Origin of the sequence: Ralstonia sp. R-29 (assembly GCF_049913345.1) — a bacterium.
Classification (GTDB): domain Bacteria; phylum Pseudomonadota; class Gammaproteobacteria; order Burkholderiales; family Burkholderiaceae; genus Ralstonia.
The window spans coordinates 356,289-370,399 of record NZ_CP184377.1 but is presented as its reverse complement, the minus strand read 5'-3'; the positions used below and the strand labels follow the sequence as shown (position 1 = coordinate 370,399).

At 58.3% G+C, this 14,111-nt stretch carries 10 protein-coding genes; 4 read left to right on the top strand and 6 right to left on the bottom strand.

All coding sequences use genetic code 11. The features are described 5' to 3' along the window. Positions 1-71: 71 nt before the first annotated feature. Genes ACN9M1_RS01780 through ACN9M1_RS01765 form a run of 4 tightly spaced genes read left to right on the top strand, consistent with a single transcriptional unit; the run spans position 72 to position 2,931 of the window. A complete protein-coding gene (locus tag ACN9M1_RS01780; protein WP_426396877.1) occupies positions 72-1,286 on the top strand; it encodes a beta-ketoacyl-[acyl-carrier-protein] synthase family protein in 1,215 nt (404 codons plus the stop codon). A gap of 9 nt (positions 1,287-1,295) precedes the next feature. After that, complete coding sequence (locus tag ACN9M1_RS01775; RefSeq protein WP_426396875.1) at positions 1,296-2,135, top strand: beta-ketoacyl synthase chain length factor; 840 nt, start codon at positions 1,296-1,298, stop codon at positions 2,133-2,135. Then, on the top strand, positions 2,132-2,590 hold the full coding sequence (locus ACN9M1_RS01770) for a hotdog family protein (protein WP_426396873.1): 459 nt from the start codon (positions 2,132-2,134) through the stop codon (positions 2,588-2,590). The genes ACN9M1_RS01775 and ACN9M1_RS01770 overlap by 4 nt, the downstream gene beginning before the upstream one ends. Positions 2,591-2,613: 23 nt before the next feature. Beyond that, positions 2,614-2,931, top strand: a complete 318-nt coding sequence (locus tag ACN9M1_RS01765; RefSeq protein WP_426396871.1) for a hypothetical protein — start codon at positions 2,614-2,616, stop codon at positions 2,929-2,931. 72 nt (positions 2,932-3,003) lie between these two features. Here ACN9M1_RS01765 and ACN9M1_RS01760 read toward each other — a convergent pair whose 3' ends face one another. From ACN9M1_RS01760 to ACN9M1_RS01735, 6 genes are all read right to left on the bottom strand, one after another. After that, positions 3,004-3,504, bottom strand: coding sequence for a hypothetical protein (locus ACN9M1_RS01760; protein WP_426396870.1), 501 nt, complete (start codon positions 3,502-3,504; stop codon positions 3,004-3,006). Between the two features lie 1,066 nt (positions 3,505-4,570). After that, positions 4,571-5,338 (bottom strand): hypothetical protein, encoded by a 768-nt coding sequence (locus ACN9M1_RS01755; RefSeq protein ID WP_426396868.1) that lies wholly within the window; start codon positions 5,336-5,338, stop codon positions 4,571-4,573. A 141-nt stretch (positions 5,339-5,479) separates the two neighbouring features. Continuing rightward, positions 5,480-6,742 (bottom strand): RelA/SpoT domain-containing protein, encoded by a 1,263-nt coding sequence (locus ACN9M1_RS01750; RefSeq protein WP_426396866.1) that lies wholly within the window; start codon positions 6,740-6,742, stop codon positions 5,480-5,482. 261 nt (positions 6,743-7,003) lie between these two features. Beyond that, entirely contained in the window at positions 7,004-9,421 is a 2,418-nt protein-coding gene (locus ACN9M1_RS01745) for a hypothetical protein (RefSeq protein ID WP_426396865.1), read from the bottom strand. After that, complete coding sequence (locus ACN9M1_RS01740; protein ID WP_426396863.1) at positions 9,418-10,347, bottom strand: PIN domain-containing protein; 930 nt, start codon at positions 10,345-10,347, stop codon at positions 9,418-9,420. Before ACN9M1_RS01740 ends, ACN9M1_RS01745 begins: the two co-directional genes overlap by 4 nt. Before the next feature lie 55 nt (positions 10,348-10,402). Continuing rightward, positions 10,403-14,044: a DEAD/DEAH box helicase gene (locus ACN9M1_RS01735; RefSeq protein WP_426396861.1), complete on the bottom strand. Its 3,642-nt coding sequence runs from the start codon at positions 14,042-14,044 to the stop codon at positions 10,403-10,405. Positions 14,045-14,111 lie beyond the last annotated feature (67 nt).

Below are 14,111 nucleotides of genomic sequence, written 5' to 3'. Positions count from 1 at the left end.
AAAATTTGTGAGTTACCGGCACACCAGTTGCTGGAGCTCATCCCCACCAAACGCCCTCCGACACCCCCGCCGTGAAGCCCCTATTGGTCACGCATTTCACCGCCACGAGCTGCCTCGGACGTGGCCTTGACGCCACGCTCGATGCGTTGCGCAGCCAGCGCGGCGGCCTCGTGCCGTGCGACTTTCCACGTGCCGACCTCGACACGTGGATCGGCGCCGTCGACGGTGTGGACGCCGAGTCCATCCGCGCGGACCTGGCCCCCTTTGATTGCCGCAACAACCGGCTGGCGCAGATCGGCCTCGCACAAGACAGCTTTGCCGAGCACGTGATGACCGCCAAGACCCGTTACGGCGCCAAGCGCATCGGCGTGTTCATCGGCACCAGCACGTCGGGCATTCTCGAAACCGAACACGCCTATCAGCACCGCCAGTATCACGATGGGCAGACCGGCGCGCTGCCCGCGAGCTTTCACTACGCGCAAACGCACAACATCTATTCGCCGGCTGCCTTCGTGCGCGCGGTCTTTGGGCTGGGTGGTCCGGCCATGGCCATCTCGTCGGCATGCTCGTCGGGCGCCAAGGTGTTTGCCTCGGCGCGGCGCATGCTGGAAGCGGGCCTGATCGACGCTGCGGTAGTGGGAGGAGTGGATTCGCTATGCCTGACCGCGCTGTACGGGTTCAACTCGCTGGAGTTGCTGTCGCACGCGCCATGCCGGCCGTACGACGTGGCGCGCGATGGCATCTCCATCGGCGAAGCCGCTGCGTTTGCGCTGCTGGAACGCGTGCCAGACACTGCGTTGGCCGACGATGCCATCCTGTTGCTCGGCATTGGCGAATCGAGCGACGCGCATCACATGTCGTCGCCGCATCCCGAAGGCCTGGGCGCGCGCGCGGCCATGGTGCAAGCGTTGCAAACCAGCGGCCTGGCGGCATCGGACATCGACTACATCAACCTGCACGGCACCGGTACGGCCAGCAACGACACCGCCGAGGCACGCGCCATGCAGCCACTGTTTGACGGCACGCCATGCAGCTCCACCAAGGGCGCAACCGGCCACACGCTCGGCGCGGCCGGCGCGCTGGAAGCCATCATCGCGGCGCTGACGCTGCGCCATCAGTTCGTGCCCGGCGGCATCAACACCACGCAGCCCGACCCGGCCCTCGCCGTGCACTACGCCACCACGAGCCGCGATGCCCGCGTGCGCACCGCGCTCAGCAACGCCTTCGGCTTTGGCGGCACCAACTGCAGCCTGATCTTCGGCCGCGCCGACGCTGCCCGGAGCTAATGCCGCACCATGACCCAACTCAGCGCCTTCATTGAAAGCATCGGCCTGCTCGGCCCCGGCCTGCCGGACTGGCCGCACGCAGCCGACGTGCTCGCAGGCCGCACACCCTACGCGCATGCGCCGACCACGCTGCCGCCGCCGGCCGGCTTGCCGCCCATCGAGCGCCGCCGCACCGGCCCCGTCGTCAAGCTCGCGCTGGCGGTCGGCCACGAAGCGGTGGCCGCTTGCGGGCGCGATGCCGGCACGCTCGCCACCGTGTTCACCTCCTCCGGCGGCGACGGGCAGAACTGCCACGTCATCTGCGAGACCCTGGCCAGCGAGGAGGCCGACAATCGCAAGCTCTCGCCCACGCGTTTCCACAACTCCGTGCACAACGCGCCGGCCGGCTACTGGAGCATCGCCACGCACGCCATGGCGCCGTCCAATGTGCTGTGCGCACACGACGGCAGCTTTGCCGCCGGCCTGCTCGATAGCCTGTGCCAAGTCGCCGTCGATGGCACGCCCACCCTGCTGATTGCCTACGACAGCCCGTACCCCGAGCCGCTGCACGCCATGCGGCCCGTGTCCGATGCGTTTGCCGTAGGGCTGGTGCTGGCGCCGGAGGCCAGCGCAAAGACGCTGGCGCGCATCGACATCGAACTCACCGACACGCCCGCGACCACGCTAGCCGCGCCAGAACTGGAAACATTGCGGCACGGCAACCCCGCCGCCCGCGTGCTGCCATTGCTGGACGCCCTAGCAACGCGGCGCGCGCAGCGCGTGGTGCTCGACTACTTGCCCGATACCGGCCTACAGGTGAACGTCGTTCTGCCCGATGCCACAGGCGCCTTCCGCGACATCGCAACATGACCGCCGACGCACCGCTTTCACCACCGCTGGATCGCAACTGGATTGCCGCGCGCATTCCGCACAGCGGCACGATGTGTCTGCTCGACACGGTGCTCGCCTGGGACGATGCCCACATCCACTGCACCGCCACCAGCCACCGGGACCCTGCCAACCCGCTGCGTTCCAACGGGCAGCTGGCCGCCGTCTGCGGCATCGAATACGCGGCCCAGGCAATGGCTGTGCACGGCGCACTGGGTGATACGACACAGGCGCGCCCGTGCGCCGGCTTCCTCGCTAGCGTGCGCAGCGTCGAGACATTTGTCGCACGGCTCGACACCATCGACACCCCACTCGACATCGAGGCCGAGCGCATCGGCGGAGACGGTAACAACGTGTTGTATTCCTTTACCGTGCGCGATGGCGCGCGCATCCTGTTGACAGGTCGGGCGGCTGTCGTGCTCGACGCCGCTGTATGAACTTGCCCAGGAGGAATCCCGCCGTGAAAGGTCGCCCGCTTCTGATCCACTCGCTGATCCCCGCGCTGATGCTGGCACTGCTCAGCCCGCTTGCCCACGCCGACTTGTCTGAAACGAAGCAAGAGATCAAGCAAGACACGAAAGACGCCGCCAAGAAAACCGGCCACGCCGTGCGTGATGGCACAAAGGCCGTGGGCCACGCCACGCGCGACGGCGCGAAAGCCGTCGGGCATGCCACGGCCAATGGTGCCCGTGCGGTCGGCCACGGTGCCCGCGATGCGGCGCACGCCACCAAATGCGGCGTCAAGCATGTGTTCAAGAAGGGATGCTCGAACGGCTAACGCCGCGCGCAGGCAACAAAAAACCCGGCAATCCGCCATGGATGCCGGGTTTTTTGTTGTCTGGTGAGCAGGCTATCGCGTCCGTTGCTCACCTTCCGCATGCGTCTCCCATTTGATCGACTCCGGGTCGTCAATCGTGTTGTCGCCCTGGCTGAATCGACCGTGCTGCGGGGCAATGTTTGCGTCCTCCTCCCACGTCGCCTGCTGGGTGAACGTGCCGGCCTTTCGGTCGAACTTTAGGAAGTGGTGCGCTGTCTTTCCACCCCAGTCAGAGGACGGCAGCGAGATGTAGTGAACCGCGTACTGATCATCGGTGAGGTGGCCGCGCACGACGTACACACCATAATGCTCTTCGCCCTGAGAAATAATCTTGTAAACGCCGTTGTCGTAGTAGTACAGCGTTGCGTCCGGAAACGGCTTTTTCTCGTACATCTTTTCATAAAACAATTTCTGCTTGACCGTCGGCTTGCCAAACTTGACTTCGACGGACGCGGGCTGAGCGCCGCCACCCTCAGCCGCCATTATCGGGGCGGCCACAAGCGCCAGGATCGAGAAAAGCATTTTTCGCATCATCACAGTCTCCAGAAGTCGGGTTGCCGTTGAGCACGACAAATTCAAACGCATATTCACGGGGAGCATCCATGCATGGCGCCTGAAGCCGCGTTGCGCCGGCTTTCAGTTGCACGGATGATGAAAAATTGACCGCAAAACTCGAATCTGCCCTGGTCGAGTGCAGATATTTCAAAATCCACGGAAAGCACAATATACGGCGAAAATATTACCACCGTAATACGACTGAGGATTATTGAAAATAAAGAAAGCCGCCCCGACTATTTCGATCGACACACGGAGTCCTTAGTCGCACATCGACCTATCCGCTTGAAAACTGGAAAGCCAATAAATAAAGGCCCTGTAAATTTCCGCCCAACCTTTTGGTCAGGCGAAAATTTACAGGGCCTTGCTTTACCGATTTGGACTACGTTTTCCTTAAAAAGGTTAGCGGAACCACCTACTGTCAGATTTCCCCTAACCGTTTGATTCAAAAAAAGAATCCTACAGATCCCACAGCCTGTGTCAAACATCGAGTTGTCAAATGGCGTTGCCCGTGTACGCCAGTTCACCCGCGCAGCGGGTGAACTGGCGCCTTCGTCCGTCACTTTTCAGCTTTTTGGGGTTGCTTATATCTTTCCAACACTGGGAGAGGTCCAGGGGAGGGGCCGGCAGCATGACTGCGAGAGAAGTTATCCACAGGCACGCAGACAGCCCGCAAAAACCAAATCAACAGGCTAGGGGCTCTCTCGAGAGGAAAAAACCTCGACGACGGTCGCTCGGGGCGGCTCGGCATTCAATCGAACGGATACGTCTGTGGATAGGACGAGCCGTAGGCCACCTTGCACCGAATGGGACTCGACGAGGTTGCTTATAACATTGAGTGGCACCGGCTATGACACTACGCGTCGTTGGCGGTACACAACAAGACGCATTCCGAATGCGGTAGACGCGCAAGGCACCTGCTTCAAGGAAGTAGAGTTGGGCGCAAGGCCCTGCCAATCCAATGGCTTAGGCCATGATATCTCAAACATCGAATACGTCCAACCTGAAAGCGCGGACGCCGCCATAGAGAGTCAACTGCCGGCCTTCAACCCCACCCCATCAGGTCATGAATAGCTTGGGCCTGGGCGATGTAAAGAAGGTCGATGTTCGCAGAAAACTCATAAATGATCCCAGCAAACGCATAGCTGAGGATCCCAGCCGGGCTTTGCAGAAGCCTGAATGCAGGCCCGCCACTGAGGCCTCCGATAGCGTCTGGCTCTGGCTCATTGGCTTGCCGGATCCACTCATCCCGCTCGAACTGGCAAACCAGATAGTTATCGTGCGCCACCGTGGCTGGCGTCGCCCCGCAGCTATAGCTACCGAAGTTCAATTCGTTGAGCGACTGCGCCCGCCGCAAACCACCGGGAAAGCCGCCGAAGGCGATCCCCTCGCCCGCAACTGCGAGATCCGGCCGAGCCATACCGATATCGAAGAATGCTTCGCCGATGCCGAAGCCGCCGTCGACAATCTCAGTCGCCTGTTCAGTTGTCAGGCGAACGACCGCAACGTCGAGTTCATGGCTCTCCCCGACCATTTGCGCAAGCGGGTCCAGTCGGCAATTGTCGATCTGGAAGAACGCGAAGGCGGATTCCGCCCGTTTTCGCCGGAAACCCTCTAAGACGTGGGCGCAAGTGATCATCAAACGATCTTCCCCCCGCGCTATCAGCGAAGCCGTCCCGTTGTTCACTTCGAGTTGGTTTCCAGGCTCCGGTGTAATGCCAAAGAACGCAGCCTTACAAAAACGGAGTGGGTATCGCGCCAGTTCAATCCCGAACGGGCCAGCGAGAAGTGCCCGCGCCTCGTCTTCATCCATGCTGCACTCCTCGGTGCCGCCGCATAACCTCATCCATTACACGGTCCGGGGAATATCGGCGCCAAAAATCTTCTGCCATTCGTCGCCGGCGTCGGTGACGCGGTTTTTGTAATCGACGGCGATCTTGGCGGCCCCGCCCCTCTAAGAAAAATTGTTCGACCCCAGAGCTATGAGTTCGAAATGCGGGTTCATCCTTCGCATCTCGTACGCCGCCTTTTTAATCCGATCGGTATGCGCGTTAAAAACCTCAATTGGACTATCGAAGACCTTCCCGTTATTGAGAACCGCGAGCGCCGTATTAGATATCCTGCCGGCGATCATTTCCTTGCCGTCCTGTATTACGAAGCTCACATAGTCCCCGGTAGTATCAGACCTTGGAGGACCAATCGAGAAGCTGTCATCCATTGGCTTTTTCGCCTCTTCGCTGTTCTCATGTTCCCGAAGACTCTTATTCACAAGAGAGCCGAGAGCAATGAAGTTTGTTTTGCCGTTTCCATCTAAAAAATTTAATTTTCGAATTTCCTTTTCGGACAGCGCATAAAGGAGCTCATTGAGCTTTATAGATGCACCAGTTGTACCACTGGCTTGCAGAGATCCTTTCAGGGGCTCAGAGATTTTCGCGACCGTCTGCGAAAGCCCTCTGACAAAGCTACCCATCTCATCTGCCGCACCTGCAATTCGATTGAAAACACCAAGAAACTCCTTCAGCGTTTCATCGTCCGAGAAACTTGGATACCTCACTTGGTGGTCAATCTCGGACCAACCCTCTTCGAATATGGTGCGGACTTGGATCTCGGAAAACGTTTCGCGTTTTCTTGACGAATCGGAGACGATGTAGTGTATCGACCTATATCCTGAATCACGGGTATCAATCTCGATCCCATTGTCACGATACAGGTAGTCTGAATCACCCGGCCTGATGTTCGCGATTGGGCCCTCAGTGATATTGAAGTGATCCTTTATCTGCTTGTCGATTGCGATGCATTCATCCTTGAATAGGTGAATGGCGCGTATACCCACCAAATCGGTGATGATCTTGTGGTAACTCTGCGCGCTGATTTTTTTATACTCCTCGGGCTTTTCAATCAGCTTTCTGACAATCTTTGCCAGCAGATGTGCGGTGTCCTTTACGCGAAAGCGTACGGAGTGCACGCCATCCATTTTTTGGAGATCGCGCGCGTAATGCTCGGCGGTACTCTGGAGGCGATCTTTGCGGAGTTCGTGGTCGTTCGCTATTTCAACCAGAACACTCCAGTCGGCTCCGCTACTCTCCCACTCCTCACGCGTTACATGGTTTTCGCGCAAAAATTCGTCAAGTGTCAGAGCAAACACTTTATCCCCCTTGTGACGCGCTGCACAGATCCCCAGCCATTGCTTCCAAGAAGCGTCCAGCAAACCAACCAAACACCCAATCAAGCGCCACGGATGCGCAGGAAATTCTCTTTGGAAACAATGAATTCCCACGCTACCGAGTTAAGCGACAACCAACCAAGCAACCCTCCGGATGTATCTCAACGAGGAATTCGATCGCCCAGCCCTGAGAGAAGCATTTTCGGAAAAACCTTAGGCCCGGTGCGCTTACTTGCCACCTATCCCACCGATCAGTGCGCCGTGTTCCATGCCGTCCGACATTGCAGATTCTCTTTGAAAGTGTCCGCATGGCCCTCAACTCTCGTCCTTGCCAATGCCGAATCGATACTTTCGCAGCGCTAGCCCCTCGTCTGCTCGTCGCTGCTCATGCTCGATCATCCCTTGCAGGCCGTCGGTAAGCCATTCAGCGAAGGCTTGGACACGGCTGTCTTCGTCGCTTCTCCAATCGGAAATCGCCTGCAGTTTTTGTTCGTACGCCTGGACCATTCCGTACTCACCTCTGACGACGCCCGTGGTTTCAATAGCAGCCGCGACCTCTTTCCAAACGCCGGAACGCTCTGGCACCGCCTTAATAATGGCCTTGCAGATATCCAAAATCGATGAGGAGCCGTCGTAGGCGCGCAGGATACCGACGACAAACGCGATGTCGTCCTCGTCACCACTCCCAACATACTGAAGCAGCAGCGCCTCTAATGGCTCGCCAAAGGTCGGGAACGCCGACTTTACAAGCCGAGCGCCACGATAGCTAAACATGAACCGGACTTCGTCATCGAAGTCACCCCGAAGTGCCGACAGCAGGGCGCCCGGCTCACGAGCGATTGCCTCACCCAATTTGTGAAGCTGATACGGAATCGGCTCGAACGAATCCGAACTGCCAGCATCCAATTCACGCTTTTTTTCCGCTAGCGCCCGAGCGTGCTTCAGGCGTCCTATTAAAAAGCTGAGGACCACGTGAAGGTCAAACTGTGCGATCTCGTAGAGAACGTCCTCTGCCCTAAAGTCCAGCTCCGGCAGCGAGGTTAGCATCGCTAGAATCTCGGCACGCTCACTCGGCTCCATCGCGCCCACCAGAACGCGAAAATCCTTCCTGAACCAAATGACGTTTGCCCAGCGGGCGTCATCGTGTTTGGCCAGTTCGCGCAGCGACCGCAGGAAGATGGACTTGGCAGTGACAGCACCTTCGGCAAAAAGGCTCGCGGCGACTCCCGCCGTTTGGATAAGAGCCTCCCGATCATCGAGCGCCGCGGCACGGTCAATAACCGCCGTCAGCGTGTCGAGACGCTGCGCGCCGACTCCGTAAAGTGACTTGGCGATCGTTGTCAGGTGTCGGCCACTCGCAATCCAACCCTTCGCAATCGCATCGATTTCCCCCGAGCACCCACTGGTCCACAAACCACGCGTCAACGCAATGAAAAATGGCTCCATGACCGCTTCATGGACGGTAGTGAGGAGTTCGAGCGCAAGGCGAGGTCTCTCCCGACCGATGGATTCTAGGAAGTCGTAGTACACCGGGAACATCGCCAGATCGTCTGATCGTGTCTTCGAGAACTCCAGAATGCGATCGCGCCACACCTCATAAGTGGCATCATTGATCTCCTCGAGATACTGACGCGCGGCCTCACGTCGCTTGGTGTCACTGTAGTCCCAAGCCCCGTCAGAGCGACTCAAATCTTCCCACTTCCCGAAAATGCCTTCAAAGCCGATGAGTTGCTTGTAGATTTGGTATTCGGCGTGCGCATCCAACACATCCCGCACTTCCAGAGCCTTGTCCTTGATCGCCTGAGAATCCCCGTGGTAGTAGTCCCAGTAAGCTAGATGCTCAATCGACTGCACCACTGGCAGTGTCTCGGTTTTCACCAGATCGCGCGCGAACTCAAGCACAGTGATCGCATCGCGCTCAAACATAGCTAGGGTATCGGCGTTGCTGACGCGGCCCTCACGTCGTGTCGCGGTGTTCAAGGTCCGCAGGACTCGCATCCGATGGCTGACTGATGCGTCAAGCACGTACATCCGCTTTGCCAAGTCAATAGCAGCCGCGCGCATGGTGGCGACACCGCCATCGCTCTGCACCGAACCCCGTCGGATTGTGATGCTCTGGTACGACCAAGAAGTGCCCTCGATTGCTGGCGAAAGCGTCGTGCCGAGGACTTGGAGGATGACGTTCGCGTTGGTGCGCAATTCATCATCCTTCAGGTTGCCGAGGTGAGTCACCAGGCGCATCTGCGGACCAGCACCGCGCGGGGGCTCGCCATAAAACACATCCAGGTCGAACGTTGCGAGCGCTGTCAGCCCACCCTCGGCCTTGGCTCTGACTTCCTGGTCAGCGGCACGCGACATCTCCAGCAGGAAGTCGACGAGCTGCTCCGTATGCACGTAGCGCACCTTGTCGGCGACCTCAATGGCTTCCCTGATCAGACTCTCAGCGGAGCGATAGCGAAGCCTCGACCCAGAAATGGGTGTACCGCCCTCGGTCAAGATTCGGGTCGACACTGCGCGCACAAACTTTTCCAGCATTGGCAACACCGCCATGTGGAACCTTGGAACAAGTACCGCGAGCGTCTTCAGGGCCTCAGACAATTCATCGTACTCGGCGCTCTCCTCCAGTACCTTTGCAACGCGTCGGAACTCTTCGCTCAGACGCTCTTCAACTGCTGCGGTTTTGACTTCCACTAGCTTCGAAAGCGCAGCAAGACGTAGTTCGAACTGGCTCATTGGGTGACCTTTAGCAGTATCGCAGTCACAGCCTCCGTACTTGCGGCATGCTGGGCAAGCGCCCGGCTCGTAGGAACGAGGTGAGTGCCGGTATCATCAAGCCTGCCGGACAGCACCAGCGTGCGCGCCTCGTGTTCTGCGATCGTGCGATCAACTCCTGCGCTTTCAAGGGCTGAAAAGAGCGCTTCCTTGGACGGGGCGTTGAGCGCCTCAATCAAGCCAAGCACGATGACATCAATGTTCTTGAATGCCGGGCTCCGAAGTTGATTTAGGGGAACAGGCGCTTCCCCCACGACAGGCGGTCGTATCGAAACTACGGCGGTCGCTTGCTCGATGTCCTCGAGCAATGCCGTCACGTCCTGATAGACCTTGAAGCCTTCCTTTTCAAACGCCTCTGCAAGCTTGTTGTCGCCCACCAGTGCGCAATGTTGGCCTTTCCTTGGCTTGATCTCAATCCCCGCTTCCAATATCCACGAGTCCGGGATGTCCTTGCGTCGCGCTTCCCGCGCTTCGCTTGAGTTGAACGGAGGGTCTACGTTGAAGTATCTGGCCCATGCGCCCGCGGCGTGCTCCATGGAAATAGCAATCACCTCGATCTTGTTGGTGGTCACGAACTGATTGAATGTCGCCTGCGAATTGCGCGTGACCTCATCTAGATTCCATAGCTCCAAGTGAGGGGCCGGCAGCCCTTCTACGAGCATGCCCAGCATGCCGCGCTGCAGTTTGTCGAACATCGACTTCACTTTCTCGGCGAACTCCACGTGCCTCTCAAGCTGGGCCGTTCGCTCTTCCTCAAGAGCAATCTGCGGAATGTAGATCTTCAGCGAGCCCATCTGCGATCGCGTTAGCAACCGCTGGAAATCGGCGTGTTGGAAGGGAAACCTACGCAGCATGCTCGTGTCAATCACGAGGTGAAAGACTTCCATACGCTGTCGAATAAGTCAGTGCTCAAGTGGCATCGAGGAGCCGTAGTCAAGCGCGTCAAGATGGCCGAAAAACGCGCGCCACAGTTGGTGTGGTGCCGGTTGCATTCAGCTCATAATCGCTTCGTGTGGCCCACAAACTAACGGTTAGAGCTTCGTCAGTTATCGCCAACTCGAAACCAGCTGGATCAAGCCAGGCAACATGGGCGCCGCGCGAGACTGGCACTACCGCGTATCGCCCCCTCTCACCTGTCGTACCGGTCAGCCGTGCATTGAACTGGCGTACCGGAACGCTAGCCTCCTCGCGGCTTTGAAGGCTCTCGTGCCAGCGTAGCAACAGCTGAGGGTCAATGCGATCTTCGCTTGACGGCGCGTCAAACTGATTCGCCAACCAACTGTCGTACTCCCCACGACGCCCCTCGGCGGCATCACGAGTTTGCTCAAGACCTCTAGCTAGGCAAAATGCTACAAACGGATCATGCGTTCCCCATCGCAATAGCTCCCGAGCCCAAAAGGCAAACCAAGGAAGCCCCGTAGTGTCCTTCCAACTAGCCAGACTTGGAACAGCGAATGGGTCGGCAGCGCCTTCTGACCAAGCGCGAGCGACAACGGCGCCTATAGCTACGCCCAGCCGGAACTCCAAATTGTCGGTAACGAAACGTTGCCATGCGCGAAGGCTCTCTGCAGAGGGCTCATTGGCGGCAGGCTCGTTCATCCACCACCCAAGTACGTCTCCCCAGCGTTCCAGAATCGCCTGATCGCCGACGGTATGCCTCACCCGGAAGCCAAAACCGCGATCTCGTTCGAGTAACTCACCAATGCTCCGAAAGACGTTTACCCGAACTGTTACATTGGCACTGCCATATGATTCTGCCTCGGCGATCAATTCGCGGATTTTTGGCACTACGGCCTCAAATCGACGTCCTACCAGCGGTGGAAACCCATACTGATAGAGGCGGCGACGTTCATCCGGATCGGTATATAGGTGCGACACGATGCCGACACCTCGCCGGATAAATGCCTGTTCGAGCCAGGCCTCCTCGCTTGCGGCAACGGCGGAAAAGGTTCTACGCCACACATCGGCTAAATGTCGTTCAGCACGTGCAGGAACCATATCGGTGTCACCAATACGAGCCGCCTCCTCAAGGGACGTCATCAGAACTGCGTCGAGCTCGTCCATAGTGTCAGCCAATCTGGCCAGATTGTCGCTCGCGCCCATGCCGGCATCAGCACTAACCGCTGTTGGCGCTGTTACCTCGAGCCAATCGATGAATCTTTCCGGCGCCATCCCAAGCAGCGCAGACGAGCGCAACCAGAGCGTCTGCAGCAGCAATGCGAGCGGACTGGTCGCAGCATCGATATCGCGCTCCTCAATCACCAAACCACGTCGCAGAGCTTCATAGTCGTCGATCAACTCTTCACGTTGCCTGCGCTGCGTTGAGCGCATACCTGAAGCGGTCGTCGATACTTGGGTAGGCAATGCCACCAAAGTCATACCTTCGATACCACGTGTGGCACCAGGTCGCCCCGCTCGTCCAGCCAGGTTTCGGAACTCCGCCGTCGTTAGTGGAACGATGACTGGTTCCTCTGTAACTGGATTCCAGGAGCGACGTTTGAGGGAAGTGAGGAAGATCACATCAAACGGCAGGTTCACCCCTTCAGTAAGGGTAGCCGTTGCGACGGTGATAGGACAGATCTTCTTGTCGATCATCTCGACCATCAGTCGACGGAGGCGCTGTGGCATCTGACCATGGCTCGTTGCAATGCCACGCTCTAGCAAGTAGAGTTCAAAGGACTCTGGCCCACAGTAATCCCTGCACGCTGCCCGTGCCTCTTCAAATCGGGTACCTAGAAGACCGTCTGGTGGAGAAAATCGGACAGCAGTTGCCCAGTCCGAGCTCTTAAGCGCCTCTGTATACCAGCGCATGATCTGCTCAGGTTCCTGTGAGATCGAAATCAGGATGCGCTGATCCTCTTCAGACAAGTGCAATGCAGTCCACAGTACGCTTAGGCTATTGAAGCGATTCAAGCTGTTGCGCCAGGTGGCGGGCAAGGCTGGCAGCGCCTCTATTCGCAGGGGCAAGTAGACCGGCTCCTCCTCCCCTCTAAGATAGAGGGGGAGGCCGTTCATGAGATCCAATTGGATGCGCCCCTGACTTCTCGGGGCAGTCTCCAGAATTCCGATCAGTTGCCGGGTGCTGCGATAACGCACGCCAACAGGTTGGGCGTCGGCGCGGCCTTCCACCCATCTTGCAACCGGCCCCGCGGCACCCCCTGCTACAGCCGTCAAGGCAATCCGAATGACGTCTGGTCGATACGCGAGGATCCGCGACACTAGGCTTTCAAGCCGGATTGATCGATTGCTGTGATCGGCAAAGCTAACTCGCGTCGCATCATCAGCGGTAGGCACGACTTGGTGCGCCTCATCAATGATGAGCAACCTGAGTCGGGCGATAAGCAGCGGCCCGAGATACCGCATAAGCGCCTCGGCCTTCTCTACTGTTGCGATCAGGGCAACTGGCTGCGCAGAATTCAGCCAGTAGTCGGTGATTCCCCAATCAGCGCCTCCGTAGAGGCCGGTGATAGTAATGTCGCGGCCCAGTTCGGAGGTGAGCTTTGCCTCGACCTCACCAGCAAGTGCGCGCGAGGGAACGATGTATAACGCAAGAGGCGCTACATCGCCGTCATGGTCTCGAAGCAGCAGTTCCTTGATGAGAGCGATATTTGCAACGAGCGTCTTGCCGGAGCCAGTCGGTGTGCACAACGCGAATGAGCTTTCAGTCCGCAAGCGTTCTAGGCCATGCAACTGCGAGGGCCATAGAATGCCCCGGCCACGACTGTACTGGTCTCGGGCGTAAGCGAGCAATTTGTCCGCTCGCTCAGGCCTCATAGTCGCGATTGCGCGAAGCTGCCGATAAATTGTGGCACTGACATAGCTGTCAGCAACTTGCCGGACAAGCGAAATGACGAGAGCTGCGTCGTCACTAAAGGTGCGGGTAGCCAACGCATCGAATGCATGTAGCTTCCGGATAGCCACTGCGAGGCGATTGTCGTCACCACGCCGAAGGCAGTCGGCCGTCAGCCCTAAAGTCCTTACAAGCTCCACTGTAAGGGCCCAACTTACGCCGCTACGCTCCGAATCGTTGCTGGACTCTTGCCGCACTCCAGCATACAACTGTGCCACTGCATCCCGGCTCGTAAGTTCGGAATGATGGCGCCAGAAATTTCCTGCCAGCTGGAGGACACCATCAAAGTCCGCACGTAGAAATGCTGCATAAAGTTTGACGCCTTCGTGCTCGGTCTGTACCTGATCGAGTAGCCCCGCGGCCATCGCGGGCAAACCGCCAAGTTGATAGGCTGCCGCAGCAAGAAGCTCGATAGGCAGAATTGAACGAACGTTGTCGTTCGACCTGTGGAGCCATTCAAGAATCTCGCCCGTTCGGCGAAAACAGTCGGTCGCATGGTTGGACTGAGCGCCTTCGACTGAACGAAAAATGTGTGCCGCATGGAGAAGACGGCGCGCGTCGCTCAGTTGCGTTGCCGACTCTCGATCACTCCATTGAATCGCTGGGACCTGCCAAGTAGTCTGCAGACAACGAACATATGCTCTCGCCTGAGAACGGCTAAGCTCATTCCGAACCGCTAGATCCCGCCGGATCTGGTCAGCAGCCGCAAGCCGCTCTTCGTCTCGGGCTACCATCAGGCGTCCTTCCAGAGAGATGTGTACAGGCCATCGATAAGGTGTTGATTTGCACCGAATCCTGACC

Bases quoted from the DNA above. Each gene is read 5' to 3' on its own strand.
- ACN9M1_RS01775 (WP_426396875.1), top strand. From the start codon at position 1,296: ATGACCCAACTCAGCGCCTTCATTGAAAGCATCGGCCTGCTCGGCCCC.
- ACN9M1_RS01770 (WP_426396873.1), top strand. From the start codon at position 2,132: ATGACCGCCGACGCACCGCTTTCACCACCGCTGGATCGCAACTGGATT.
- ACN9M1_RS01760 (WP_426396870.1), bottom strand. From the start codon at position 3,504: ATGATGCGAAAAATGCTTTTCTCGATCCTGGCGCTTGTGGCCGCCCCG.
- ACN9M1_RS01755 (WP_426396868.1), bottom strand. From the start codon at position 5,338: ATGGATGAAGACGAGGCGCGGGCACTTCTCGCTGGCCCGTTCGGGATT.
- ACN9M1_RS01745 (WP_426396865.1), bottom strand. From the start codon at position 9,421: ATGAGCCAGTTCGAACTACGTCTTGCTGCGCTTTCGAAGCTAGTGGAA.
- ACN9M1_RS01740 (WP_426396863.1), bottom strand. From the start codon at position 10,347: ATGGAAGTCTTTCACCTCGTGATTGACACGAGCATGCTGCGTAGGTTT.
- ACN9M1_RS01735 (WP_426396861.1), bottom strand. From the start codon at position 14,044: ATGGTAGCCCGAGACGAAGAGCGGCTTGCGGCTGCTGACCAGATCCGG.